The sequence below is a fragment of the Sphingobium sp. HDIP04 genome (genome assembly GCF_000445085.1).
Lineage (GTDB): Bacteria > Pseudomonadota > Alphaproteobacteria > Sphingomonadales > Sphingomonadaceae > Sphingobium > Sphingobium indicum.
This window is the reverse complement of sequence record NZ_ATDO01000040.1, coordinates 1-21,872: the sequence shown is the minus strand read 5'-3', so window position 1 is coordinate 21,872 and position 21,872 is coordinate 1. Positions and strand designations below refer to the sequence as shown.

Genomic DNA, 21,872 nt, shown 5'->3' with positions numbered 1-21,872 from the left:
GGCGGCCGCGCCTGCCTGGAAAATGCTTTACTGGCGGGAAACGGACGGCAGCAGCGTATATTTGGTGGTCAGATATTCATCGATCCCTTCAGCGCCGCCCTCGCGCCCCAGGCCCGACATCTTCACCCCGCCAAAGGGTGCGGCGGCATTGGAAAGGACGCCGACATTCCATCCCATCATGCCGGTCTGGAGTTCATTGATCAGCCGCTGCCCCCGCTCGATGCTGGCGGTGAAGGCATAGCCGACCAGGCCATATTCGGTGTCGTTCGCAATGGCGATGGCTTCGTCGTCCGTGTCGAAAGTGACGATCGGCAGGACGGGGCCGAAAATCTCCTCCCGCAGGATTCGGCTGTCCCTTGCGACATCGGTGAGCACCGTGGGTTCGAAGAAGGTGCCCGCGCCGCCCCGCCGCTTGCCGCCCGTGACGAGGGTCGCGCCGCGGGACAAGGCATCTTGGACCAGCTCGTCCACCCCCGCGACCGCCGCCTCGTCGATCAGAGGGCCGATCGCGACGTCCGGATCGAAGCCTGAGCCGAGCTTGAACTGCGCCACCTTCTCCGCCACCCGCCGGCTGAATTCCTGGGCCACGCTTGCATGAACGATGAACCTGTTGGCCGCCGTGCAGGCCTGGCCGATATTCCTGAACTTCGCGACGAGCGCGCCTTCCACGGCGCGGGAGAGATCGGCATCGTCGAAGACCAGGAAGGGCGCGTTTCCGCCCAGTTCCATGGAGGATCGCAGGATGTTGGCGGAGGCCTTCTCCAGCAGCACCCGCCCCACTTGCGTCGACCCGGTGAAGCTGATCTTGCGCAAGCGGCTGTCCGCGATGATCGGTCCGGTGGCGCCGCCCGAATTCGTCGTGGGAATGACGTTGACGACGCCCGCCGGCAGGCCCGCCTCTTCAAGCAATTTCACGAGATACAGGGTGGTGAGCGGCGTCAGCGCGGCGGGCTTGATCACGACGGTGCATCCGGCGGCCAGCGCGGGCGCGACTTTGCGCGTCGCCATGGCGAGGGGAAAGTTCCAGGGCGTGATGAGCAGCGCCGGGCCAAGCGCATGGCGCGAGACGATCATGTCCCCGGTGCCCTCCGGCGACGAGCCGAAGCGTCCGGATATGCGAACCGCCTCCTCGCCGAACCAGCGGAGGAATTCCGCGCCATAGCTCACCTCGGCATGGGATTCCCGCAGCGGCTTTCCCATTTCGAGCGTGATGATGCGGGCGATCCGTTCCCTGTCGCGCATGACGAGGTCGAACGTCCGGCGCAGCAACTCGGCGCGCTCGCGCGGCGGCGTGCGCGACCATGACGGGAAGGCGCGGTCGGCGGCGTCGAGCGCATCCATGGCGTCCGACGGCGTCGCATTCGCCAGCCGGGCGACGACATCCCCGGTCGCCGGATCGTGGACGCTAAATTGCTGCCCGTCGGCCGCCGCGCGCCAGGCGCCGTCGATGAAAAGTCCCGTGGGGACGGACGAAACCATGTCGGCCGCCTCCGTCAGAGCCTGCTGCTGCATGGTCGCGGCCGTCATGCGCTTTCTCCCTCCCGCTCCAGCACGGGGCCAAGGCCCATAGCCTGGCGAAGGAAGCGCGCCGCATGGTCCAGTTCGCCCCGCGCCGGAGCGATGACCCCGCCAAGCGTCAGGAAGCCGTGCATCTGGTCAGGCAGGTGTCGATGCTCGCTGCCCCGCACCTCGCGCTTCAGCCGCCCGGCCAGCGCGATGGTGTCGTCGCGCAACGGATCGTGGCCGACCGACAGGATGAGCGTGGGCGGCAGGGCGCCGAAATCCGGATGGCGCGCCGGCGATGCGCGCCAGTCGCCCGCCAGCGCCACATCGTCCAGATAAAGGTCGCGGAACCAGCGAAGCGTCGAGGATGTGAGCGGATAGCCGCTGCTGAATTCGTCCATCGACGCGGTTCTGCGGCCCATGTCGCCGGCGGGGTAGAAGAGGGCCAGCGCGGATGGCGTCGCTTCGTCCCTCAGCGCGAGCGCCGCGACCAATGCCAGCGTCGCGCCCGCGCTGTCGCCCGCAACGGCCAGCCCCGCCGTTTCGATGCCCAGCCCGGCCACCGCCTCAGGCACATGGCGCAGCGCGGCGACGGCGTCCTCCACCGCCGCGGGAAAGGGATGTTCGGGCGCCAGCCGGTAATCGACCGCGACCAGGATCGCGCCCGCCTGCCTGGCCAGCAGCCGGCAGGTGGAATCATGGGTGTCCAGATCCCCCATGACCCAGCCGCCGCCATGCAGGTAGACGATCAGCGGGCGCGGCCCGATCGCCGCCTCCGGCTCGTATATCCGCGTCCGCAGCGGATTGCCGCCCGCACCGATCGTCAGATCCCTGGCGCGGACATCGCGTTCCGGTTCGAAGCCTGCGCGCAGCGACGTGGCGCGATAGCCTTCCCGCGCCTGTTGCGCCGTGCCCTGTTCGAGCGGAGGCAGGGCCGCCGCGCGATATTGATCGACGACGCCCTGCGCCCCCGGTTCCAGGGGGACGCGAAGTTCGATTGCCTCTGTCATTGTCCAACCACTTTCTGCACGACGCCGCCATCGACCAGGAATTCGGCGCCGGTGACATAGGATGCTTCATCCGAAGCGAGGAACGCGACGACCTGGGCCACTTCGTCCATGCCCCCCGGCCGTCCCAGCGGGATAAGCGACGTGTCGACCTTCAATCCCGCGGTCATGGGCGTGCTGATCATGCCAGGCAGCACCGCGTTCACCCGGACGCCCGCCGCCGCGAAGTCGAGGGCGGCCGCCTTGGTGAGGCCGATGACCCCGAATTTGGAGGCGACATAGCCGTAACGTTCGCGATTGCCCCTGACGCCGTTGATCGAGGAGATGTTGATCACCGATCCGCCGCCGGCCGCCGCCATGCGCGGAATGCAGGCGCGCATGCCGTAGAAGACGCCGCCCAGATTGACGGCGATCTGCCTTTCCCATTGGTCGTCGGACGTGGTTTCCAGCGCGCCGCCCCCGCCCACGCCCGCATTGTTCACCAATATGTCGATCCTGCCGAACCGTTCGACGCATCGGTCCGCCGCCGCCCCCCAGCTTTCGCCGCAGGACACGTCCAGGCGGAGATAGTCGGCGGCATCGGCGCCCATCTCCTCGGCCAGCAGCCGGCCCTCCTCGTCGATCACGTCGGTGACCAGAACCCTGGCGCCCTCGGCGACGAAGCGGCGGACATAGGCCGCGCCCAGGCCACGGGCGGCGCCCGTGATCAGCGCGGTCTTCCCCGTCAGACGGCTCATTCCGCCGCCTGCGTCGTCAGCTCGCCCAAGGGGGTGAAGCGATAATCGCCCTCGGCCGGCCCGCGCGTCATGTTCCAGAACTCCAGCAGTTCGAACGGCCAGACGGCGGAAACGCGGCCGGTCTTGTTCCTGTACCAGCTCGTGACGCCTTCCGCGCCCCATGCCCGCGCCCGGTTTGCCCGGTCGATCTTCCCCACGAAGGCATCGGTCGCGGCGTCGGTGGGTTCCATGTCCTTCAGCCGCTTCACGACCAGGGTGCGGATGCACTCCAATATATATTCGATGCTGCATTCGACGATGAAGATCGCGCTGCCGTTCGCCGCCACGGCCGAATTGGGACCGCCGCAGATGAAGAAATTGGGGAAGCCCGGCACCGTCATGGTGGCATAGGCCCGCGGATCGCCGTCCCAATATTCGTGCACCTCCACGCCGTCGCGCCCGCGCACCTCCATGTCGGCCAGGAACTCGTCCGCGCGGAAGCCGGTGGCATAGGCGATGACGTCCACCTCATGCAGCACGCCGTCCGCCGTGACGACGCCTTCGGGCACGATCCGCTCTATTCCTTCGGTCACCAGGTCGACATGCGGCTTGCGCAGCGTGGCCGACCATTGGCCATTGTCGCGCAACAGGCGCTTGGCCCCCGCCGGATAGGTGGGAATGACCTTGTCGATCAGGTCCGGCCTGTCGGCGAGCTGGCGGCGGAATTCGGCTTCCAGTTCCTGGCGGAAGGCATGGTTGATGGCGCCGATGGAACCCTCTTCGCTCCAGCCTTCATCGGCGGTGACGGTGGGCATCCGGCCTTCCGTCGCCAGCCAGAACTGCCAGAAGCGATACCAGCGCGCATAGCCCGGAATGTGCCGGAACAGCCACATCAGTTCCGGGCTGATGTCGTCCAGATAGTCGGCCGTGGGCAACAGCCAGGGCGCGCTGCGCTGGAACACCTCCAGCTTGCCGACCTCGTCGGCGATCGCCGGCGCGATCTGATAGGCGCTGGCGCCGGTCCCGATGATCGCCACCCGCTTGCCCTTCAGGCTTACGTCATGGTTCCAACGGGCGGAATGCATGCTCGCGCCCGCGAAGCTGTCCATGCCCTCGATATTGGGCAGCTTGGGCGAGTTGAGCTGGCCGGTGCCGCTGATGACGACATTGGCGCGGTGGACCCTGACCTCCCCGTCGGTGACGGCCGTCACCTCCCACTCGCCCGCTTCCTCGTCATAGATCACCGATCGGACGAGGGTATTGAAGACGATGCGGTCGCGCACGCCATAGTCATGCGCCACTTTCAGGACATAGTCCTGGATCTCCGACTGGCGCGAGAATTTCTGCGGCCAGTCGGTCTTCTGCGCGAAGCTGAAGCTATAGGCATAGTTCGACGTGTCGAGACGGCAGCCCGGATAGGTGTTTTCCCACCATGTCCCGCCGATCTCTGGATTCTTTTCCAGCACGACATGCTCCACCCCGGCCTGCTTGAGGCGATAGGCGGCGACGACGCCGGTGATGCCCGCGCCGATGATCAGCACCTTGAACGGCCGGTCGGGATCGAGTTCGGACAGGGTCCACTGGGGCGCGCCCACGTCATGGTCGGCCACCTCATGGATCAGAAGATCCCGGTAATCGTCGAAATCGCGGGTGATGAGGAAGCTGACGATCGCCCGCAGCTCCGCATCGTCGGTGTGGCCGGGCGTCTGGATCTCGCCGTCGCGGTACCGCCTGATCGCGTCGAAGGCGAGCCGCCTCGCTTCCTTCTGCTGCGCTTCGTCAAGGCCGCCCTGCGGCATCGGGATGAAGGATTTGCGCGTATGCGGCGGCTTGAGCGATGGGGGAACCAGCGACGTGTCGCCCGTCAGCTTCGCCAGCGCGGCCAGCAGGGCGGGCAGTTCCGCCTTCTCCAATATACGCTCCAGTTCGGCATCGTCGATGTCGATCGGAAGATAGGTGTCGAACGCATCTGCATGGTCGATGGGGTTGGCGGACATGGTCTTTCCTCTCTGGCCGCGAACCTGCGGCATATGCGTGGCGGCGCGTGAACCGGGCCGTGAACTAGGCATCGAACATGATGACCTGGCGAAGCTGGTCGCCCGATGCCAGGGCGTCGAAGGCGGCGTTGATGTCCTCCAGCCCGATGCGGCGCGAAATCAGCCGCTCGACCGGCAGCCGGCCTTCGCGCCACAGCCTTTCCAGGAACGGAATGTCGCGCCGGGGAACCGACGAACCAAGATAGCTGCCGACGATGCGGCGCGCCTCGGCGGTCACCTGCAAGGGCGATATCTGCGCCATGGCGCCGGGCGCGGGCAGGCCGACCGTCACGGTCGTGCCGCCGGGCGCGGTGATGGCGAAGGCGGTTTCGAACGCCTGGGGATGGCCGGCGCATTCCATGACGATGTCGGCCCTGATCCCCCGGTCGACGGCGTCCTGCGGCGACAGCGCCTCGTCGGCGCCCAGCGAACGGGCTAGGGCGAGCTTGTCCGGAAGCGCGTCGATCGCGACGATCCGGCGCGGACGCAGCGCCTTCGCGGTGATGAGCGCGGCCATGCCGACGCCGCCCAGGCCGATGATCGCCACCACGTCCGCCTCGGTCGGCCGCGCCTCGTTGAGGAGCGCGCCGCCGCCGGTGAGCACGGCGCAGCCCAGCAGCGCCGCCACATCCGGCGGAACGTCGTCGCCCACCGAGACGGCGGAACTGCGATGCGCGACCAGGTGATCCGCGAAGGCGGAGACCCCCAGATGGTGGAGGACGGGGTGGCCGCATTCGCTGAGGTGCACGTCGCCGTCGAGCAGCGTCCCCGCCCCGTTGGCGGCGGTGCCGCGGGTGCAGGGAATGCGCCCTTCGGTCCGGCATGCGTCGCAGGCGCCGCAGCGGGGCATGAAGGTGAGGACGACGCGCTGTCCCAGGGCGAGGTCGTCGACATCCGGCCCCAGGGCGACGACGCGCCCGCTGGATTCATGTCCCAGCAGCATGGGCAGCGGGCGCCTGCGGTTTCCGTTGATGACGGACAGGTCCGAATGGCAGAGGCTCGCCGCCTCGACCTTGACCAATATCTCGCCGGGGCCGGGCGGCGTCAGGTCCAGCGTGCCGATCCGGATCGGCCGGCTGTCGGCATAGGGCCGCGGCGCGTCCGACGTTTCCAGGATCGCGCCCCGGATCGTCATCGACCCGTCGCTCCGTCCATCCATGGCGGGGGGTGCTGCGCTCATGCGATCAGACCCCGGCCATGGAGCCGCCGTCCACGACAAGGGCGGTTCCGGTGATCCAGGACGCGTCGTCGGACGCCAGGAAACTGGCCGCGCCGGCAATGTCCTCCGGCGTGCCCAGCCGACCGAGCGGATGACGCCGGGCGAGATCCTCCCGCGTGAACGCCTCGCCATGATGCGCCAGCACCGCATCCACCATCGGCGTGTCGATCACGCCCGGGCAGATGCAGTTCACCCGGACTCCCGATGCCGCGAAATCGAGCGCCATGCACTTCGTCATTCCGACGACCGCGCTCTTGGAACTGTTGTAGGCGACCGCGCCCGGCGTGCCCTTCAGCCCCGCGACGGAGGCGATGTTGATGATCGATCCCCTGGTCTGCCGAAGGTGGGGCACGCAATGCCGGGCGATCAGATAGGCGCTGGTCGTGTTCACTTCCAGCACCCGCGTCCACCGCGCTTCGTCGATGTCGAGCACGGTGCCGCCCGCCCACATGCCCGCCGCATGCACGACCACGTCCAACCGCCCGGTCCATCCGACGATGGAGGCGACGGCGAATTCGATCGAGGCGGCGTCGCCGACGTCCAGCGTGGCCGCCCGCGCCCTGCCCTGTCCGCCAATCGCCTCGGCGACCTGGCCGGCGGCGCGCGCATCGATGTCGGTGACGAGGACGGACGCGCCCTGCTCCGCGAAGCGCCTGGCAATGGCTTTTCCGACGCCCCCCGCGGCGCCGGTTACGAGAACGGATTTATCCTGCATCGAACCCTCGAAGACCCTTGGCTGAAAACGGACGGCACGCGGTCGCCGACCGCGTGCCGGAAATGGCGGCGGGGAAACGGGCGCGCCCGTCCCCCGCCTTGGTCGGAGCGGCCTTGCAAGCCTGCACGCCTGTTCCGCTCCGCATGGCCTAGAAGCGCCAGTTCATCTGGATGCCGTAGGTCGCGGGCTGCCCCGCCAGCCTGCGGACGACGTCATAGAGCTTGGCGACGTTGGTCCAGTAATAGCTGTTGGTCACGTTGCGGCCGAAGACGCTGACCTGCCAATTGCCGTCGCTGCCGCCGAAGCCGGCGCGCAGGTCGAGCACGCCATAATCCTTCATGTAGAGCAGCGGTTCGTTGCCGAAGCCCGCATTGGTCTTGGTCCGGTAGCTGTAGTTGACGCCCAGATTGGCATCCAGCCGCGATGAAATCGGAAAGCGGTATGCGCCGTCCAGATTGACCTGCCATTTGGGCGTATAGGGAAAATCATTGCCGATGAAATTCTTGCGCGTGCCGATGATCGTGTAGTTGATGAAGTCGGACGTGACCTTCGAGTCCAGGTAGGTCGCCGCGGCGGTCAGCGACAGGCCGTTGGTCGGATAGACCGTGACCTGCCCCTCAAAGCCGCGAACGCGGGACTTGGGCACGTTGACCAGAGCGATCAGCGGCCCCATCAGCGTGATGATGCGCCCCTGAAGCTGCTTGTCCGAATAGTCATAGTTGAAGGCCGCGCCGGTCACGTCGACCAGCCGCCCGAAAAGCGACGCCTTGAACCCCGCCTCCAGCGCGACCACGCTTTCCTGCTTCACCGGAACATATTGGTCGACGCTGGTGCCCGAAAGGACGGGCACGCTGCCCGCCTTGTAGCCCCGGCTCACGTTGAAATAGAGCAGCACCCGGTCGGCGGGCTTCACGTCGACGCCGAAGCGCCAGGACAGGCTGTCCTCGTTGAACGTCCCTTCGATATGGCTGGCATAGTTGAGATTGGCGTCCAGCGTCGAGCAACCGTCCATCGGAATGACGGGTATCGGCCCCAGCCCGGCCGCGGCGCGGATATTGTTGAACAGCCGCGTCAGCCCGACCGCCGAATTCTGGTTGGCCGGAAGCCCGCACCCCTCATAGTCCAGGTCCGCCTTGGTATAGCGGGCGCCGGCGTGCAGCGTGACCAGGCGGCCGATGTCATAGTCGACATTGCCGAACGCGGCATAGGTGTTGAAGTCCTGATAGCCGTAGGGCGCGGCGGCGACGTCGTTGGTCAGCGGCGTGAAAAAGCTGTTCTGGGTGGAATAGTAGGTCGCCCAGATCGCATTCTCCCGCGTCTTGTCATGCGCATAGTTGACGCCCAGTATGACGGTCGCTGGCCCGAAATTGCCAGTCAGCCGCTCCTCGGTCGAAAAGGACGAGATGCGGCCGCGAATGCTCTGGTCGCCGTTCGTCAGCGACGTTCCGTCCAGGTCGATCCGCTGGTCCATGCTCATATGCGCGTAGGAATTGAGCGAGACCAGCGTGATGTCGTCGGTCAGTTCGTAATCCCCGCGCAGCACCGCCTGGTAGAAGCTGTTGTCCTTGCGGAACGGCGTATCGGCGTTCCAGTCGGCGGCGCGCGGCGTCTGGGGCGCGCGCGGATAGTTGGTGACGAGCGGAATGGTGCCGGCAAATGCGCCGAACAAGGGAACCACGGCGAGGAGCTGGCCCGCCTGCATATCCCCATCGTCGATGAAACCGTTGAGGTTGAGCGAGAGCTTGAGGCGGTCGGACGCCTGCCAGTCCAGAAGGAACCGGCCCTGGAGCATGCGCTGGCGGCCCAGGCTGTCGTTGCGGGTATAGCTTTGCTGCCATCCGTCGCCCCGCACCCCGCGAACCGCCAGGCGGGCGTTGAGGCCCGGCGCAAGCGGGCCGGTGACATAGCCCTGCGCGTCCAGCGTGTTGAAGCGCGCGAAGCTCGCCGTCACGCCCGCGCCCAGCTCATCCCTGGGCTTCGCGGCAATATAGTTGATCGCGCCGCCCGTGGCGTTCTGGCCGAACAGGGTTCCCTGCGGCCCCTTGAGCACCTCCACCCGCTCCAGGTCGAAGGCGGCGCCGGTCGTCATCACGGAAAAGGGCAAGGGCGCCTCGTCGACATAGACGCTGACGGTCGGGCGCGCACCCACCGCCGTGTCGTAGAAGCCCACGCCGCGCAGCGAATAGACCGGCACGCCGCTGCCGCTCTGCACGAAATTGAGGCCGGGCGTGACCTTCGCCAGATCCTGGACGTCGTTGATCCCCCGCGCCGCAAGCTGCTCCCCGGTCAGCGCCGTCACCGACATCGGCACGGTGCTGAGGCTCTGGGCGCGCTTCTGCGCCGTCACGACGATGTCGCTGACGCTGTTCAGGCCATTGCCCTGGTCGGCGGGGGCCGCCTGGCCATGGGCGGCATGGGGCAGAATAGCCGCCCCAGCCAGATAAAGCGCCGTCTTGAGCATTTTCATCATCAATCCCCCTCCTGGGCCCATTCGACCGATGGGTTGCCTTGAAATCACAGGCTTGAACGGCACGGCCCGTCGACCGCCGCCGGGCGACACGGCCCGGCAGGGAGCGACGGGGTTCCCGCTGACTGCCTTTCACGAAGCGACGCAACCGGACTCGATCCACTCCGGCATCCCGACTCGTTGCGTTATGTGTATCTACACATTCTGCAATGTCAATCATGTTCCGCCGCACTCCTGCCAAGGCGCGGAAAAGCCCTGGGCAGGCCGAATCGGCGATGCGCAGCAGGGCGGCGACCAGAACCGCCCCGCCGCCGCCAGACATATCGATTCCTCACAAGTCGCTGTTTTCAGACAATTTTAAAATCCTGCCGTCCGCGCTTGAACAACGATGTTTTCATTGGTAACACTGTTACCGGATTGGGCAGACGACGAAGGAGCTTAGGAATGCGCACGCGGATCACGGAACTGTTCGGGATCGAACATCCGATCATACAGGGCGGGATGCACTATGTCGGCTTCGCCTCCCTCGCTGCCGCGGTTTCCAATGCGGGCGGCCTGGGCCTGATCACCGGCCTGACCCAGCGCACCCCTGAACTGCTGGGGCAGGAAATCGCGAAGGCACGGGAACTGACCGACAAGCCGTTCGGCGTGAACCTGACCTTCCTGCCGACCTTCAACGCGCCGCCCTATGCCGAATATATCCAGGTCATCGCCGAAAACGGCATCCGGATCGTGGAAACGGCGGGGCGCAGCCCGGAAGAATATATGCCGCTGTTCAAGCAGGCCGGCATCAAGGTCATCCACAAATGCACCTCCGTGCGCCACGCCCTGAAGGCCGAACGGATCGGCTGCGACGCGGTCAGCGTCGACGGCTTCGAATGCGGCGGCCATCCGGGCGAAGACGACATTCCCAACATGATCCTGCTGCCGCTGGCGGCGGAGGCGCTTTCCGTGCCGTTCGTCGCGTCGGGCGGCATGGCCGACGGCCGCAGCCTGGTGGCGGCGCTGGCGCTGGGCGCCGACGGCGTCAACATGGGAACCCGTTTCGTCGCGACCCAGGACGCGCCGGTCCATGAAAATGTGAAACGGGCGCTTGTCGAGGCGACGGAACTCGATACGCGGCTGGTGATGCGGCCGCTGCGCAATACCGAACGCGTGCTCAACAATCCCGGCGTGGAGAAGATCCGCCAGATCGAACGGGAAAAGGGCGACGCGATCAAGATCGACGATATTTTCGAGCAGGTCGCGGGCGTCTATCCCAAGGTAATGGTTGAAGGCGAGGTCGATGTCGGTGCATGGAGTTGCGGGCTGGTCGTCGGATTGATCCGGGACGTGCCGACCGTGAAGGAACTTGTCGACCGCATCATGAACGAAGCCGAGCAGATCATCACCGACCGGCTGGGCCGCTCCCTGGGCGCAACGGTCCAGAACGCGCTCGAAACGGCATAGGCGGCATGCCGTCCGGCACGGCCCGATGGGAAGGTGGCGTCGACCTGCAACAGGTCCGCGCCACCTATCGGGACGAGACGCGGTCCGCCATCCTCGCCGCCGCCGCGCGCATTTTGAGCGAGGAAGGGCCGGCCGCGTTGACGGTCCGGCGCGTCGCGGAGGTCGTCAACGCCTCGACGAAGATGATCTATACCTGCTTTTCGGGCAAGGCGGGGCTGCTGGATGCGCTGTATATCCACAGTTTCGACGGCTTGGGCCGCGAATTCGGAAAATGCCTGGCAGAACCTGCGCCGGTCGCCCGATTGCGGGCGATATGCAAGGCCTATCGCGCCTATGCGCTGGCGGAACCGGCATTCTACAATGTCATGTTCGGCGACCTCGGCCGGGCCTATGAAGCGCCGCTGGAAAGCCGGCGGCGCGCCTGGTCGACATTCCGCGCCATGCGGGAGGCGGTCGCCGCCTGCCTTCCGGAAGATCGGCGGGACGAAGCCCGGCAACTCTCCCAGATGCTCTGGGCGACGCTGCACGGCGTCGTCAGTCTGGAACTGAGGGGCCTGCTCGGCGAAAAGACGGATGCCGGCGATCTGTATGACAGGACGAGCGAACTCTTCCTCCAGGGAAGCGGCCTGATCCCCTCCTGACCGGCGTCAGCAACCGCGTCAGGCGGCTGCCTTGTCGTCCATGCGCGAGGCCACGAAGTCGCGCGGCCCCAGGACCCGCCCGTCTCTGGCCTTCAGCTCGATCCTGGCCAGCGGTTCGCCATTCTGGCGGTCGACCATCGCATATCGGGCCTCGTCCGGCTTGAAGCATGTGCTTTCGCCCCACTGCCACAGCGCCATGAGAACGACGTACAACCCCTCTCCCTTTGCGGTGAGGACATAGCGGTGGCCGACGCCGTTGTCGGCGTCCGGCTCGATCCGGAAGATGTCATGTTCGACCAGCTTCTTCAGCCGCGCGGACAATATGTTCTTGGCCAGCCCGATCGCCTTCTGGAACTCGCCGAAGCGCTCCCTTCCCTTGAAGGCTTCGCGCACGATCAGCAACGACCACCAGTCGCCGACCACTTCAAGGGAACGGGCAATGCCGCAATCGGCGTTGCCGAGATTGGTCCGCTTTCCCTTCATCGCCATCTCCAACATCACAGGAAGGTTTTGAAGTTAAACCAACTCCGCCGATTTGTCGAGCGTTCCTCCCCGCGACGCCGCCGGGAGCCATCGGCGGGGAAGGCCCTGGTCGTCGCCGCCTTCCCGAACCGCAGGGGACGGCGTCAGTCGATCTTCACGACGAGCTTGCCGAAATTCCGTCCCTCCAACAGGCCCATGAACGCCGCCGGAGCGTTGTCCAGTCCTTCGACAATGTCTTCGCGGAACCGGATCTTCCCTTCGGAAATCCACTGGCTGACCTCGTCCAGGAACTTCGGGCGCTGGTCCCAGAATTCGCCGACGATGAAACCCCGCATCATGACGCTGCGCGACAGGATGATCCGCATCGCGGCGGGCAGATGATCGACCTGTTCGCCGGACGATCCGTTATACTGGGCGATCAGGCCGCAGACCGGCACCCTGGCGAAATTGTTGAGCAGCGGCAGCACGGCCTGCCAGACGGCGCCGCCGACCAGTTCGAAATTGATGTCGATGCCGTCCGGGCACGCCGCGGCCAGATCGTCGGCGAAGGTCGGGGACCGATGGTCGACCACCGCATCGAAGCCCAGTTCCTGCTTCGCATAGGCGCATTTTTCCGCGCCGCCCGCGATTCCGACGGCCCTGGCGCCATAGAGCCTGGCGATCTGGCCGACCAGCGATCCGACCGGGCCGGTCGCCGCCGCGACGACGACCGTTTCGCCGGGTTGGGGTTTCCCCAGGGTCAGCAGCCCCGAATAAGCGGTGAGGCCGGGCATGCCGAGTACGCCCACGGCGGTGGTGATCGGCTTGAAGCGGTCGTCCAGCTTCACAAGGCCAGTGCCGTCCGAAATGGCGTGCGTCTGCCATCCCAGCCGTCCCGCCACGCGTTCCCCGACCGAAAAGCCCGGATGGCGGGATTCCAGCACGGTCCCGATGATCTCGCCTTCCATCACCCCGCCGACCGGCGTCGGCGCGGCATAGGATTTCCGGTCATCCATGCGGCCGCGCATATAGGGGTCGAGCGACAGATAATTCGCCCCGACCAGGAACTGTCCGTCCCCGATGGGCGGCAGGGCCGCGTCCTCTGCCCTGAAATTGGCGGGCGTCACCGCGCCCTGCGGACGTTCGGCAAGGACGATCCGGTGGGTGGTCACCATGGCATGTTTCCTTTTTCTTCTGTTCGGTCCGCGCGCCGTTGCGAATGGATGGCGTTCCGAACGGGATTGCGTGGCGGCATGGGGCCTGCGCTGCGCTCGGCCCGGTTCCGCTCTGCCGGCCGCGAGGACGCGGCCGGTTCGAATGCGGGTCAGGCCGCCTGGACGTCCCATATGTCGATGGCGATGGCGATCCGGTCGAGGATCGGGCGGTTGTCCGCGCCGGCGGCATAGACGCGCCGCTTCGTCGGGAAGATGAGGCCGTCGAACGCCTTGTGATCGGTCGCATAGTTGGCGCTGGTCGTGCCGCCCATGATCTCCACGCTGTAGTCGTGGCGCCGCAGCAGGCCCGATTGATCGAAATAGAAGGTCTGCTGGGTGGAATGGCTGGGCACGCCTTCGGGGAATGTCACCTTCAGGCGACGCCAGGTTTCGCCATTCTCGTCCCAGGGTTCGACCTCTTCCGACGTGAAGCCGGGCAGCCTGAACAGGAACGGCGTGGTCAGATAGGTCCACATCGCATAGCCGGTGAAATAGACGAGATGCTGTTCGTCCCACGGCGTTGGAATGCTGTGCCCTTCGAAGAAGGAGCGCGGATTTTCCCGCTTATCGATCAGTTCGCCGCTGTCGGCGACGATGGCGGTGCTGTCCGGCTCCCAGACGCAATGCTGCCCTTCCTTGAGAAAGGGCGTGAATTCGGTGTGCGGCTTCCGCGTGGAGATCGAGCAATGCATGTCCGCATAGGCGCCGGGCCACTGCTTCACATGCCAGACCGTGCCCTCCGCATGGAAATGGGCTTTCAGTTCATTGATCTGCTCCCAGCGGTCCCAACCGCCATGCGCCGCGATCGCCAGGTCCAACAATTCGCTCACACCTATTCTCCATCGCTCCCCGGCCAATGCCGGATAGGTTTAACTTTGCAACCATGCAGCCCATAGGCCCTTATGGTTTAACTTTGCAACCTAAATTCGTGCGATGGATTCCCGGAGAGGTCGCCGGCAGGGCGTTCGCTGAGGTGATGGAAGCGTCGGCGGGCGCGGAAAAGCGCGGCGCGACAAGATGCGGCGCGGTGGGGCGGCCGGCGCAGGGCGCCCAAGGCGCCTTCAGATCATCCATTACCGAGCCGCGGCCGGCGGGTTTCGCCGGCCGCGTCGGTTCACAGCCTGGAGCATCATGCGGAAAGGCCTGTCCCGCGCCTGTCGAAGGGGCGGGAGCCAGCCTGCCGCTTGAAACCCGCTTAGGACCGCTCGAAGATGGCGGCGAGACCCTGGCCGCCGCCGATGCACATGGTCTCCAGACCGTAGCGCGCATCGCGGCGGCGCATCTCGTTCAGCATCGTCGCGGCGATTCGCGCCCCGGTGACGCCGATCGGGTGCCCCAGGGAAATGCCCGAGCCGTTGACGTTGAGCTTGTCCAGGCGGCTGTCGTCCTCACCCCATTCCCACGCCTTGAGCAGCGCGAGTACCTGGGCCGCAAAAGCCTCGTTGATTTCGATGAGGTCCATGTCGTCCCAGCCCAGGCCCGTGCGCGCGAACAGCCGCTGGACGGCGCCCACCGGGCCGATGCCCATGCGGGAGGGGTCGCAACCCGCCGCCGCCCAGCCGACGAACCAGCCGCTCGGCTCCAGGCCGAGCTTCGCGAGCTGGTCTTCGGCAACGACCAGGCAGGCCGCGGCGGCGTCATTCTGCTGGCTGGCGTTGCCGGCGGTCACCACGCCGCCCTCGATCGGCTTCAACCCGCCGAGCGTCTCCAGCGAGGCATCCTCGCGGAACCCCTCGTCCCGATCGAAAATCACGGGTTCGCCGCGCTTCTGCGGCACGGCGACGGGCACGATCTCGTCAGCGAACTTGCCCTCGCGCCAGGCGGCGGCGGCGCGCTGGTGCGATCGGACGGCATAGGCGTCCGACTGCTCCCGCGTGATGCCATAGTCGCGGGCGAGATTTTCGGCGGTCTCGATCATGCCCGTGATCACGCCATAGCGTTCGATCGGCTGCGACATCAGGCGGGCGCGGGTCAGCCGGTCGTGCAGTTCGAGGCTGCCCATGCGCGCGCCCTTGCGCAGCGCGGTCGAATAATGTTCGACATTGGACATGCTTTCCGCGCCGCCCGCGACCACGACGTCGGCGGCGCCGGTCTGAACCATCATGGCCGCTTCGATGATCGCCTGAAGGCCGGAGCCGCAGCGGCGGTCGAGCTGGAAGCCCGGCACATTCTGGGGCATTCCGGCGGCCAGCCAGGACCAGCGGCCGATGCTGGGCGCCTCCCCGCTGGGATAGCCATGTCCGAAGACGACGTCGTCGACGCGTTCGGGATCGATCCCGCTGCGTTCGACCAGCGCCTTGATGATCGTGGCGCCCAATTGCCCCGCCGTCAGCGCGGAAAGGCCGCCGCCGAATTTCCCGACGGCGGTCCGAAGAGGCGAAACGATGGCGGCTCGACGCAATGTCATGATGTCAACTCCTGTAGATTCAACGGATTGCGGGTTTATGGATTGGGGCGATGGCTCTGGATGGCGCGCTCCAGCTGACCGGCGGCCGCCCTCAGGTCGGGAAGATAGCGCTCGATCAGATCCTCGCGGCTGTGGGCGTCGGAAAAGGTGGCGACATTGAGCGCCGCCAGGACCTGCCCCTCGCGGTCGCGGACGGGAACGGCCAGGGATCGCAGCCCGACCTCCAGTTCCTCCTCGACCAGGCTCCAGCGCCGCTCGCCCACGGCGACCAGTTCGGCGCGGAGCGCATCGGGGGAAACGATGGTGCGTTCGGTCCTCGGCTCCAGGGCGGCGCGCGCCAGCCACCGTTCGGTCTCGCACGGCGCGAGCGAGGCGAGGAGGACGCGCCCCATCGACGTGCAATGGCTGGGCAAGGTGCTGCCGACCATCAGCGGCGCGGCGATCACCTGGTTCCGCTCGGCGCGGGCGATGTAGATGATGCGGCCCGGGTCCGACGGATCGAGCGCGCCGACCGACACTGTTTCCTGAAGGCTGTCGCGCAAGGCGTTGGCGACCGCCTGGCTGGCGCTGGCCAGTGGAGTGGACGTCAGGAACCCGGCGGCCAGCGGCAGCAATTTGGGCGTGAGCGAATAGCGCCCGTCCCGCTCGCGAACATAGCCAAGGCATGTCAGCGTGTGCAGGCAGCGGCCAGCGCTGGGCCGGTTCAGCCCGCTCAGCCGCGCGGCTTCCGTGATGCTGAGCGAGGACTGCCCCTCGAAAGCGCGCAGCACGCCAAGGCCCCGCGCCAGCGAAAGCATGAAGTTGGGATCGGCGGCTTGGCTGTCGTCAGCCATGGGCATTGACCTTTTGCGCTTAAACGAATATTGGCGTTTTTATCCGATAATCGGACAAATAGGGATTATTATGGCAAAGCGCAAGATATTTCCCGACGCTGATGCAGCGCTTGAGGGCGTTCTCTTCGACGGGATGACCATCATGTCCGGCGGGTTCGGGCTTTCGGGCAATCCGGAACATCTGATCGCCGGCCTGCTGCGGAACGGCGTCAAGGAACTCACCGTCATCTCCAACAATTGCGGCGCGGACGGCTTCGGCCTCTGGACGCTGCTCAACAACGGCCAGATCCGCAAGATGGTCTCCTCCTATATCGGGGAGAACAAGCTGTTCGCGGAACTCTATCTGTCGGGCCAGCTCGAACTGGAGCTCAATCCGCAGGGCACGCTGGCGGAACGCATACGCGCGGGCGGCGCGGGCATTCCGGCCTTCTACACGAAGACCGGCGTGGGAACCGTCGTCGCGGAGGGCAAGCCCGTCGAGGAATTCGAAGGGTCGCTCTATGTGCGCGAAACGTGGCTGCGGGCCGACGTTTCCATCGTGAAGGCCTGGAAAGCCGATCCGGAGGGCAATCTCGTCTATCGCAAGACGGCGCGGAACTTCAATCCGAACATGGCGACCGCCGGCAAGATCACCATCGCCGAGGTGGAGGAGATCGTCCCGGCCGGCGCGCTCGACCCCGACCAGGTCCACACGCCGGGCATCTATGTCGATCGCGTGATCCAGGGACCGTCCTATGAGAAGCGAATCGAATTCCGGACCACGCGTCCCCGCACGGAGGAGAAGGCCTGATGCCCTGGACACGTGAGGAAATGGCGGCCCGCGCCGCCGGCGAGCTGCAGGACGGCTTTTATGTGAACCTGGGCATCGGCATTCCGACGCTGGTCGCCAATTATGTGCCCGCCGACATAGAGGTCGTGCTCCAGTCGGAGAACGGCCTGCTGGGCATCGGTCCCTTTCCCTATGAGGATGAAGTCGACCCGGACCTCATCAACGCGGGCAAGCAGACGGTGACCACTTTGCCCACGTCGAGCTTCTTCAGCTCGGCCGACAGCTTCGCCATGATCCGCGGCGGGCATATCGACCTTGCCATATTGGGCGCCATGGAGGTTGCCGGCAATGGCGACCTGGCCAACTGGACCGTGCCGGGCAAGATGATCAAGGGCATGGGCGGCGCGATGGACCTGGTCGCGGGCGTGAAGCGCGTCGTCGTGGTGATGAGCCACAGCGACAAGGCGGGCAATTCCAAGATCGTCGAACGCTGCACCCTGCCGCTCACCGGCACGGGCGTCGTCGACGCCATCATTTCCGACTTCGGCCGGTTCGTGCTGGATCGGGACCGCGGCGAATTGATCGTGCAGGAACTGGCGTCTGATCTCGACATCGATTTCGTTCGCGCCCGGACGGGAATCCCGATCCGGTCGGCCTGATCCGAAATCAGACAGGCGCCGCCAAACGGCGGGGGGAGAGCGTTTTCGCAGGAAGCGGAGACGCTCTCTTTTCTTTTGCCTCTGCCCCGTCCGCGCCGAAGGGGAAAAGGCCCGTTCAGGCCTGGACGGGCATCGGCGGCTGCCTGTGCGGCGCGGCGAGGATGTTGAACAGGATGGGGGCGAGCGCCGCGCTGATGATCGCGACCAGCACCATGGCCGCGTTGGTCGCGGTGTCGAGCACGCCGATCCGGGTCGCGATGTCCGACGCCGCGACGATCAGGCTGATGCGCGCGCTCAGCAATATGCCGGCGGCCATCGCCTTCCTGCGGCCGTGGATCGGGACCAGCAGCAGCGACGGGATGATCTTGTTGGCGAAGGCGACCGCGACGAAGCCCGGCACCAGCCACAGGGTCTTGGGCGATCCCAGCAGCGCGGGAATATCGAATTTCAGGCCGACATTGATGAAGAAGAAGGGCACGATGAAGCCATAGCCGATGACCTCCAGCCGCTCGCGCCGGTGGCTGCCGCGCGGAACGATCTGCCCCAGCAGCAATCCCGCGAGGAACGCCGCCAGCACCAGTTGCGAATTCAGCATCTCCGCCAGCCAGGCCGTCAGGAACAGCAGCGCCAGGCTGAGCCTGACGAAGGGCAGGCTGGTCCGGTTGTCCAGCCGCGCCGCGGGCACCCGCGCCAGCAGCCTGGGCAGCAGCCGGATCGCCGGGACGGCGATGGCGACAAGCGCCAGGCTGCCCAAGGCGCCCTGCGCGCTGCCGCTGACGACGATCCCGGCCAGGGCGGAAATGGCGATCATCGCGAAGAAGTCGACGAGCAGCGCGGCCGAGAGGATCGTCTGCCCGTATATGTCGCTGGCGATGCCCTTTTCCTGTATCATCGGCACGACGATGCCGACCGAGCTGGTCGAAAGGATCGCGGCATAGATCGCCAGGTGCACCAGGGGCGTCCCCGGGTCGAGCAGCAGCCAGGCGCCAAGGCCGGCCATGGCAAGGGTCAGCAGCGATATGAGGATGGCCAGGATGAGCGGCCTCGCCCGCTGCGCCCCCTGCGGCCGGGCCAGCAACGCGCCGAAATCGACCTCCAGCCCCGCGATCACCATGGGTATGGCAAGCCCGATCTGGGCGAACAGCTCCATCGAGGGACCGGGCGACAGGAATCCCAGGCCATGCGGGCCGACCAGGATCCCGAACGCGATTTCCAGCACCAGCGCGGGCAAGAGGGCCTTGGGCATCCATTGGGCGACGACGGCGGCCAGTGCGCTGCCGGCACAAGCCAGGGCCAATATGGAAACTATCACTTGTCCCTCTATGTCCTCATCATGGCGCGGCGGCGGATGCCCGCTTCCTGATTGCCGACCTTTTCTCCGGCGGCGCCTGAGGGTCGATCCGTTGGTGCGCGGACGGCAAGCCCTTATCCCATGAACGACCGGCACTCAACCGTTGGTTCCGGACGGATGGGACGAGTTGCGGGGAAGCCGACCCCGATGTCCGCCGGACCCGCCGCGTCAGCCGCCGAACGCCCGCCATCCGGCAACCGTCGCGCGCGCGGCGTCTCCCTGCGCCAGCGCAAGCGCGTCGGCCGCCTGGAGAACCCGGCGCTGCGCCTCGACCAGTTCGGCCAGCGAAACATGGCCCGCCCGATAGGCGCGATCCAGCGCGTCGCGGGCGGCGGTCGCGGCCCGGACCTCTTCGGCATGGACGGCTTCGCGCTCTCTGGCGGTCCGCCAGGCGACGACGGCGCGTTCGACATCCTCGGCGGCGCGCAGCGCGGCATTGCGGAACTGGGCGATGGCCTCCCGCTCCGCGCCCTTCGCCCGTGCGACCTCCGCATCGACCCGGCCGAAGTCGAAAAGCCGCCAGCGCAGGCCCAACCCGCCCTGCACCACGCTCGCCGGGCCGGAAAAGAGCCTGCCCGCGTCATTGCCCTGAAAACCCAGCAGGCCCGACAGGGTGAATTTGGGATAATATTCGGCAAGGGCGACGCCCAGCCGCGCATGGCCGGCAGCAACGCGCCGCTCGGCAGCGACCAGATCCGGCCTGCGCCGCATCAGATCGGCGGGCAGCCCCATGGCCGCGAAACCGGCGACCGGCACCGGCTCCGGCCTCTCTAGCGCCTGGACAACCGAATCCGGCAGGCCGCCGGCCAGCACCGCCAGCCGCGCCAACTGCGCCTGCGCCGCCTGGTCGAACTCGGCGATCCCGGCGCTGATCGCGGCGGTGGAGGCGCGGGACTGGTCCAGTTCGAAACGGGCAGCCGCGCCATGGACGAAGCGGGCGCGGACGATATTTTCCAGCTTCTGCGCCGCCGCCGCCTGATCGACGGCGATGGAGCGCCTGCGCTGCGCGGAACGAAGGAGGATATAGGCGTCGCCAATCTCCGCCGCCACGGTGAGGCGGACGGCCTGGCTGTCGGCGACGGCCGCCTCCAGTTCCGCGACGGCCGCTTCCCGCCCACGCTTCAGCCCGCCGGCAAGGTCCAGTTCCCAGCTTGCCCCGCCGACCAGTTCGAAACTGTCCTGCGTCCGGTCGAAATCCGGGACATAATCGGCGATCTGCCCCAGCCCGGCCCTCAGCGACTGGCGCGTCCGGACCGCGGAACCGTCCAGCGATCCCGACGGCATCCGCGCCGCCCGCGCCGACCCGGCGGCCGCCCTTGCCTGGTCGACCCGCGCCATCGCCGCCTCTACGTCGAAGCCGCCCTTGAGGCCGCGCGCGACCAGATCGTCCAGCATGGGGTCGGCGAAATCCCGCCACCACGGCCTGCCGCCCGGCTCCACGATCAGGGGAGCATTGTGAAAGGCGGCCGGCAGCGGCAAGGCCGGCCGTCGATACTCCGTGCCTGCGGCGCAGCCGCCCAGCAGGGCAAGGCCGATCAGGGCGGCCAGCGACCGATTCGTCGTCACGATGCTTCTCCCGTCCGGGCGAGCAGGAGATAGACGACCGGCGTCGCCACCCGCGACAGCAGGGTGGAGGCGATCAGGCCGCCGATGATCGCGACCGCCATCGGGCCGTACAGCCCCGATCCGCCCATGGCGAGCGGCAGCAGCCCGCCGATCGCCGTGACGGAGGTGAGCAGCACGGGCAGGAAGCGCATCTCGCCCGCCTGCTCGATCGCTTCGCGCATGGCGATCCCCTGCCCCCGCAACTGTTCGGTGAAATCGACGAGAAGGATCGAATTCTTTATCTCTATGCCGATCAGCGCGATCAGGCCGATCATCGCCGTGAAGCTCAGCGAATTGCCCGTCAGCCACAGCGCCAGGACGGCGCCGAGCAGGCCGAGCGGTATGATGCTGGCCACCACCGCGACGAGCCTGAAGCGCCCGAATTCCATGACCAGCACGGCCAATATGCCGAGGCAGGCGACGATCGCCGCCGCCGTCATCCCCGCATTGCCGCTTTCCTGCTCCTCCGCTTCGCCGCCAAGCGCGATGGTGTAGCCCGCCGGCAGGCGCACGGCCCCGCGCACCCGGTCGAACGCGGCTTGCGTCACCGCGCCCGTCAGATGGCCTGTCCCGACATAGGCCGTCAGGGTGACGGATCGTTCGCGATCATGGCGTTCGATGCGCGCCGGTCCCGTTTCCATGCCGGGATCGGCAAGGGCGCGAAGCGGCACCGCCCGGCCGTCGACGGACGGAACATGGATCCGGTCGAGCGCCTCGACCCTGTTGCGCTGCGCCATGGGCAGCCTGACGCGGACGGGATAGTCGTCCCCTTCCGCATCGCGAAGGCGGCCGGAAAATTCGCCGTCCAGCGCCAGCCGG

At 66.7% G+C, this 21,872-nt stretch carries 19 protein-coding genes; 4 read left to right on the top strand and 15 right to left on the bottom strand.

Features of this window, described 5'->3' with window-relative positions:
* Nucleotides 1-27: 27 nt before the first annotated feature.
* The 7 genes from L286_RS27130 to L286_RS27100 form a co-directional block, all read right to left on the bottom strand.
* A complete protein-coding gene (locus L286_RS27130) occupies nt 28-1,527 on the bottom strand; it encodes an NAD-dependent succinate-semialdehyde dehydrogenase (protein WP_020820211.1) in 1,500 nt (499 codons plus the stop codon).
* Nucleotides 1,524-2,513: an alpha/beta hydrolase gene (locus L286_RS27125; RefSeq protein WP_015449279.1), complete on the bottom strand. Its 990-nt coding sequence runs from the start codon at nt 2,511-2,513 to the stop codon at nt 1,524-1,526. Before L286_RS27125 ends, L286_RS27130 begins: the two co-directional genes overlap by 4 nt.
* Nucleotides 2,510-3,247, bottom strand: a complete 738-nt coding sequence (locus L286_RS27120) for an SDR family NAD(P)-dependent oxidoreductase (protein ID WP_020820212.1) — start codon at nt 3,245-3,247, stop codon at nt 2,510-2,512. Before L286_RS27120 ends, L286_RS27125 begins: the two co-directional genes overlap by 4 nt.
* Nucleotides 3,244-5,223: a flavin-containing monooxygenase gene (locus L286_RS27115; RefSeq protein ID WP_013054058.1), complete on the bottom strand. Its 1,980-nt coding sequence runs from the start codon at nt 5,221-5,223 to the stop codon at nt 3,244-3,246. The genes L286_RS27120 and L286_RS27115 overlap by 4 nt, the downstream gene beginning before the upstream one ends.
* Nucleotides 5,224-5,287: 64 nt before the next feature.
* Nucleotides 5,288-6,421, bottom strand: coding sequence for an alcohol dehydrogenase catalytic domain-containing protein (locus L286_RS27110; RefSeq protein ID WP_020820213.1), 1,134 nt, complete (start codon nt 6,419-6,421; stop codon nt 5,288-5,290).
* Nucleotides 6,422-6,446: 25 nt separating this feature from the next.
* Nucleotides 6,447-7,196 carry an SDR family NAD(P)-dependent oxidoreductase gene (locus L286_RS27105; protein ID WP_013054060.1) on the bottom strand — a complete coding sequence of 250 codons (750 nt, stop codon included), beginning with the start codon at nt 7,194-7,196 and terminating at the stop codon, nt 6,447-6,449.
* Nucleotides 7,197-7,344: 148 nt separating this feature from the next.
* Nucleotides 7,345-9,666, bottom strand: a complete 2,322-nt coding sequence (locus tag L286_RS27100; protein WP_020820214.1) for a TonB-dependent receptor — start codon at nt 9,664-9,666, stop codon at nt 7,345-7,347.
* A 441-nt stretch (nt 9,667-10,107) separates the two neighbouring features.
* Between L286_RS27100 and L286_RS27095 the strand changes: the two genes are divergently transcribed.
* Nucleotides 10,108-11,112 carry an NAD(P)H-dependent flavin oxidoreductase gene (locus L286_RS27095; protein WP_007684909.1) on the top strand — a complete coding sequence of 335 codons (1,005 nt, stop codon included), beginning with the start codon at nt 10,108-10,110 and terminating at the stop codon, nt 11,110-11,112.
* 5 nt (nt 11,113-11,117) lie between these two features.
* Nucleotides 11,118-11,753: a TetR-like C-terminal domain-containing protein gene (locus tag L286_RS27090; protein ID WP_007684910.1), complete on the top strand. Its 636-nt coding sequence runs from the start codon at nt 11,118-11,120 to the stop codon at nt 11,751-11,753.
* An 18-nt stretch (nt 11,754-11,771) separates the two neighbouring features.
* Here the strand turns inward: L286_RS27090 and L286_RS27085 are convergent, their stop codons facing one another.
* The 5 genes from L286_RS27085 to L286_RS27065 all read right to left on the bottom strand — a co-directional run bounded on the left by L286_RS27085 (nt 11,772) and on the right by L286_RS27065 (nt 16,669).
* The gene (locus L286_RS27085; RefSeq protein WP_025161107.1) at nt 11,772-12,236 is read right to left on the bottom strand and encodes a winged helix-turn-helix transcriptional regulator; all 465 of its coding nucleotides are present in this window, start codon (nt 12,234-12,236) and stop codon (nt 11,772-11,774) included.
* A 143-nt stretch (nt 12,237-12,379) separates the two neighbouring features.
* Nucleotides 12,380-13,390: an NADP-dependent oxidoreductase gene (locus L286_RS27080; protein WP_013054065.1), complete on the bottom strand. Its 1,011-nt coding sequence runs from the start codon at nt 13,388-13,390 to the stop codon at nt 12,380-12,382.
* A 149-nt stretch (nt 13,391-13,539) separates the two neighbouring features.
* The gene (locus tag L286_RS27075; RefSeq protein ID WP_020820215.1) at nt 13,540-14,259 is read right to left on the bottom strand and encodes a hypothetical protein; all 720 of its coding nucleotides are present in this window, start codon (nt 14,257-14,259) and stop codon (nt 13,540-13,542) included.
* 365 nt (nt 14,260-14,624) lie between these two features.
* Nucleotides 14,625-15,836 carry an acetyl-CoA C-acetyltransferase gene (locus tag L286_RS27070; RefSeq protein WP_013054067.1) on the bottom strand — a complete coding sequence of 404 codons (1,212 nt, stop codon included), beginning with the start codon at nt 15,834-15,836 and terminating at the stop codon, nt 14,625-14,627.
* Between the two features lie 35 nt (nt 15,837-15,871).
* On the bottom strand, nt 15,872-16,669 hold the full coding sequence (locus L286_RS27065) for an IclR family transcriptional regulator domain-containing protein (protein ID WP_020820216.1): 798 nt from the start codon (nt 16,667-16,669) through the stop codon (nt 15,872-15,874).
* Nucleotides 16,670-16,739: 70 nt separating this feature from the next.
* Here L286_RS27065 and L286_RS27060 point away from each other — a divergent pair, with 70 nt between their 5' ends.
* Both L286_RS27060 and L286_RS27055 read left to right on the top strand, forming a co-directional pair.
* Nucleotides 16,740-17,459: a CoA transferase subunit A gene (locus L286_RS27060; protein ID WP_007684919.1), complete on the top strand. Its 720-nt coding sequence runs from the start codon at nt 16,740-16,742 to the stop codon at nt 17,457-17,459.
* Nucleotides 17,459-18,097: a 3-oxoacid CoA-transferase subunit B gene (locus L286_RS27055; protein WP_007686450.1), complete on the top strand. Its 639-nt coding sequence runs from the start codon at nt 17,459-17,461 to the stop codon at nt 18,095-18,097. Before L286_RS27060 ends, L286_RS27055 begins: the two co-directional genes overlap by 1 nt.
* Before the next feature lie 115 nt (nt 18,098-18,212).
* Here the strand turns inward: L286_RS27055 and L286_RS27050 are convergent, their stop codons facing one another.
* From L286_RS27050 to L286_RS0124130, 3 genes are all read right to left on the bottom strand, one after another.
* Nucleotides 18,213-19,394 carry a cation:proton antiporter gene (locus L286_RS27050; protein WP_020820219.1) on the bottom strand — a complete coding sequence of 394 codons (1,182 nt, stop codon included), beginning with the start codon at nt 19,392-19,394 and terminating at the stop codon, nt 18,213-18,215.
* A gap of 222 nt (nt 19,395-19,616) precedes the next feature.
* On the bottom strand, nt 19,617-21,014 hold the full coding sequence (locus L286_RS27045) for an efflux transporter outer membrane subunit (RefSeq protein ID WP_020820220.1): 1,398 nt from the start codon (nt 21,012-21,014) through the stop codon (nt 19,617-19,619).
* Nucleotides 21,011-21,872 (bottom strand): efflux RND transporter permease subunit (locus L286_RS0124130; protein WP_031293029.1); only part of this gene is annotated, 862 nt, incomplete at its 5' end. The genes L286_RS0124130 and L286_RS27045, both read right to left, overlap by 4 nt.

Coding starts and splice junctions, on each gene's coding strand:
- L286_RS27130 (WP_020820211.1), bottom strand. CDS start 1,527: ATGACGGCCGCGACCATGCAGCAGCAGGCTCTGACGGAGGCGGCCGAC.
- L286_RS27125 (WP_015449279.1), bottom strand. CDS start 2,513: ATGACAGAGGCAATCGAACTTCGCGTCCCCCTGGAACCGGGGGCGCAG.
- L286_RS27120 (WP_020820212.1), bottom strand. CDS start 3,247: ATGAGCCGTCTGACGGGGAAGACCGCGCTGATCACGGGCGCCGCCCGT.
- L286_RS27115 (WP_013054058.1), bottom strand. CDS start 5,223: ATGTCCGCCAACCCCATCGACCATGCAGATGCGTTCGACACCTATCTT.
- L286_RS27110 (WP_020820213.1), bottom strand. CDS start 6,421: ATGGATGGACGGAGCGACGGGTCGATGACGATCCGGGGCGCGATCCTG.
- L286_RS27105 (WP_013054060.1), bottom strand. CDS start 7,196: ATGCAGGATAAATCCGTTCTCGTAACCGGCGCCGCGGGGGGCGTCGGA.
- L286_RS27100 (WP_020820214.1), bottom strand. CDS start 9,666: ATGATGAAAATGCTCAAGACGGCGCTTTATCTGGCTGGGGCGGCTATT.
- L286_RS27095 (WP_007684909.1), top strand. CDS start 10,108: ATGCGCACGCGGATCACGGAACTGTTCGGGATCGAACATCCGATCATA.
- L286_RS27090 (WP_007684910.1), top strand. CDS start 11,118: ATGCCGTCCGGCACGGCCCGATGGGAAGGTGGCGTCGACCTGCAACAG.
- L286_RS27085 (WP_025161107.1), bottom strand. CDS start 12,236: ATGAAGGGAAAGCGGACCAATCTCGGCAACGCCGATTGCGGCATTGCC.
- L286_RS27080 (WP_013054065.1), bottom strand. CDS start 13,390: ATGGTGACCACCCACCGGATCGTCCTTGCCGAACGTCCGCAGGGCGCG.
- L286_RS27070 (WP_013054067.1), bottom strand. CDS start 15,836: ATGACATTGCGTCGAGCCGCCATCGTTTCGCCTCTTCGGACCGCCGTC.
- L286_RS27065 (WP_020820216.1), bottom strand. CDS start 16,669: ATGGCTGACGACAGCCAAGCCGCCGATCCCAACTTCATGCTTTCGCTG.
- L286_RS27060 (WP_007684919.1), top strand. CDS start 16,740: ATGGCAAAGCGCAAGATATTTCCCGACGCTGATGCAGCGCTTGAGGGC.
- L286_RS27055 (WP_007686450.1), top strand. CDS start 17,459: ATGCCCTGGACACGTGAGGAAATGGCGGCCCGCGCCGCCGGCGAGCTG.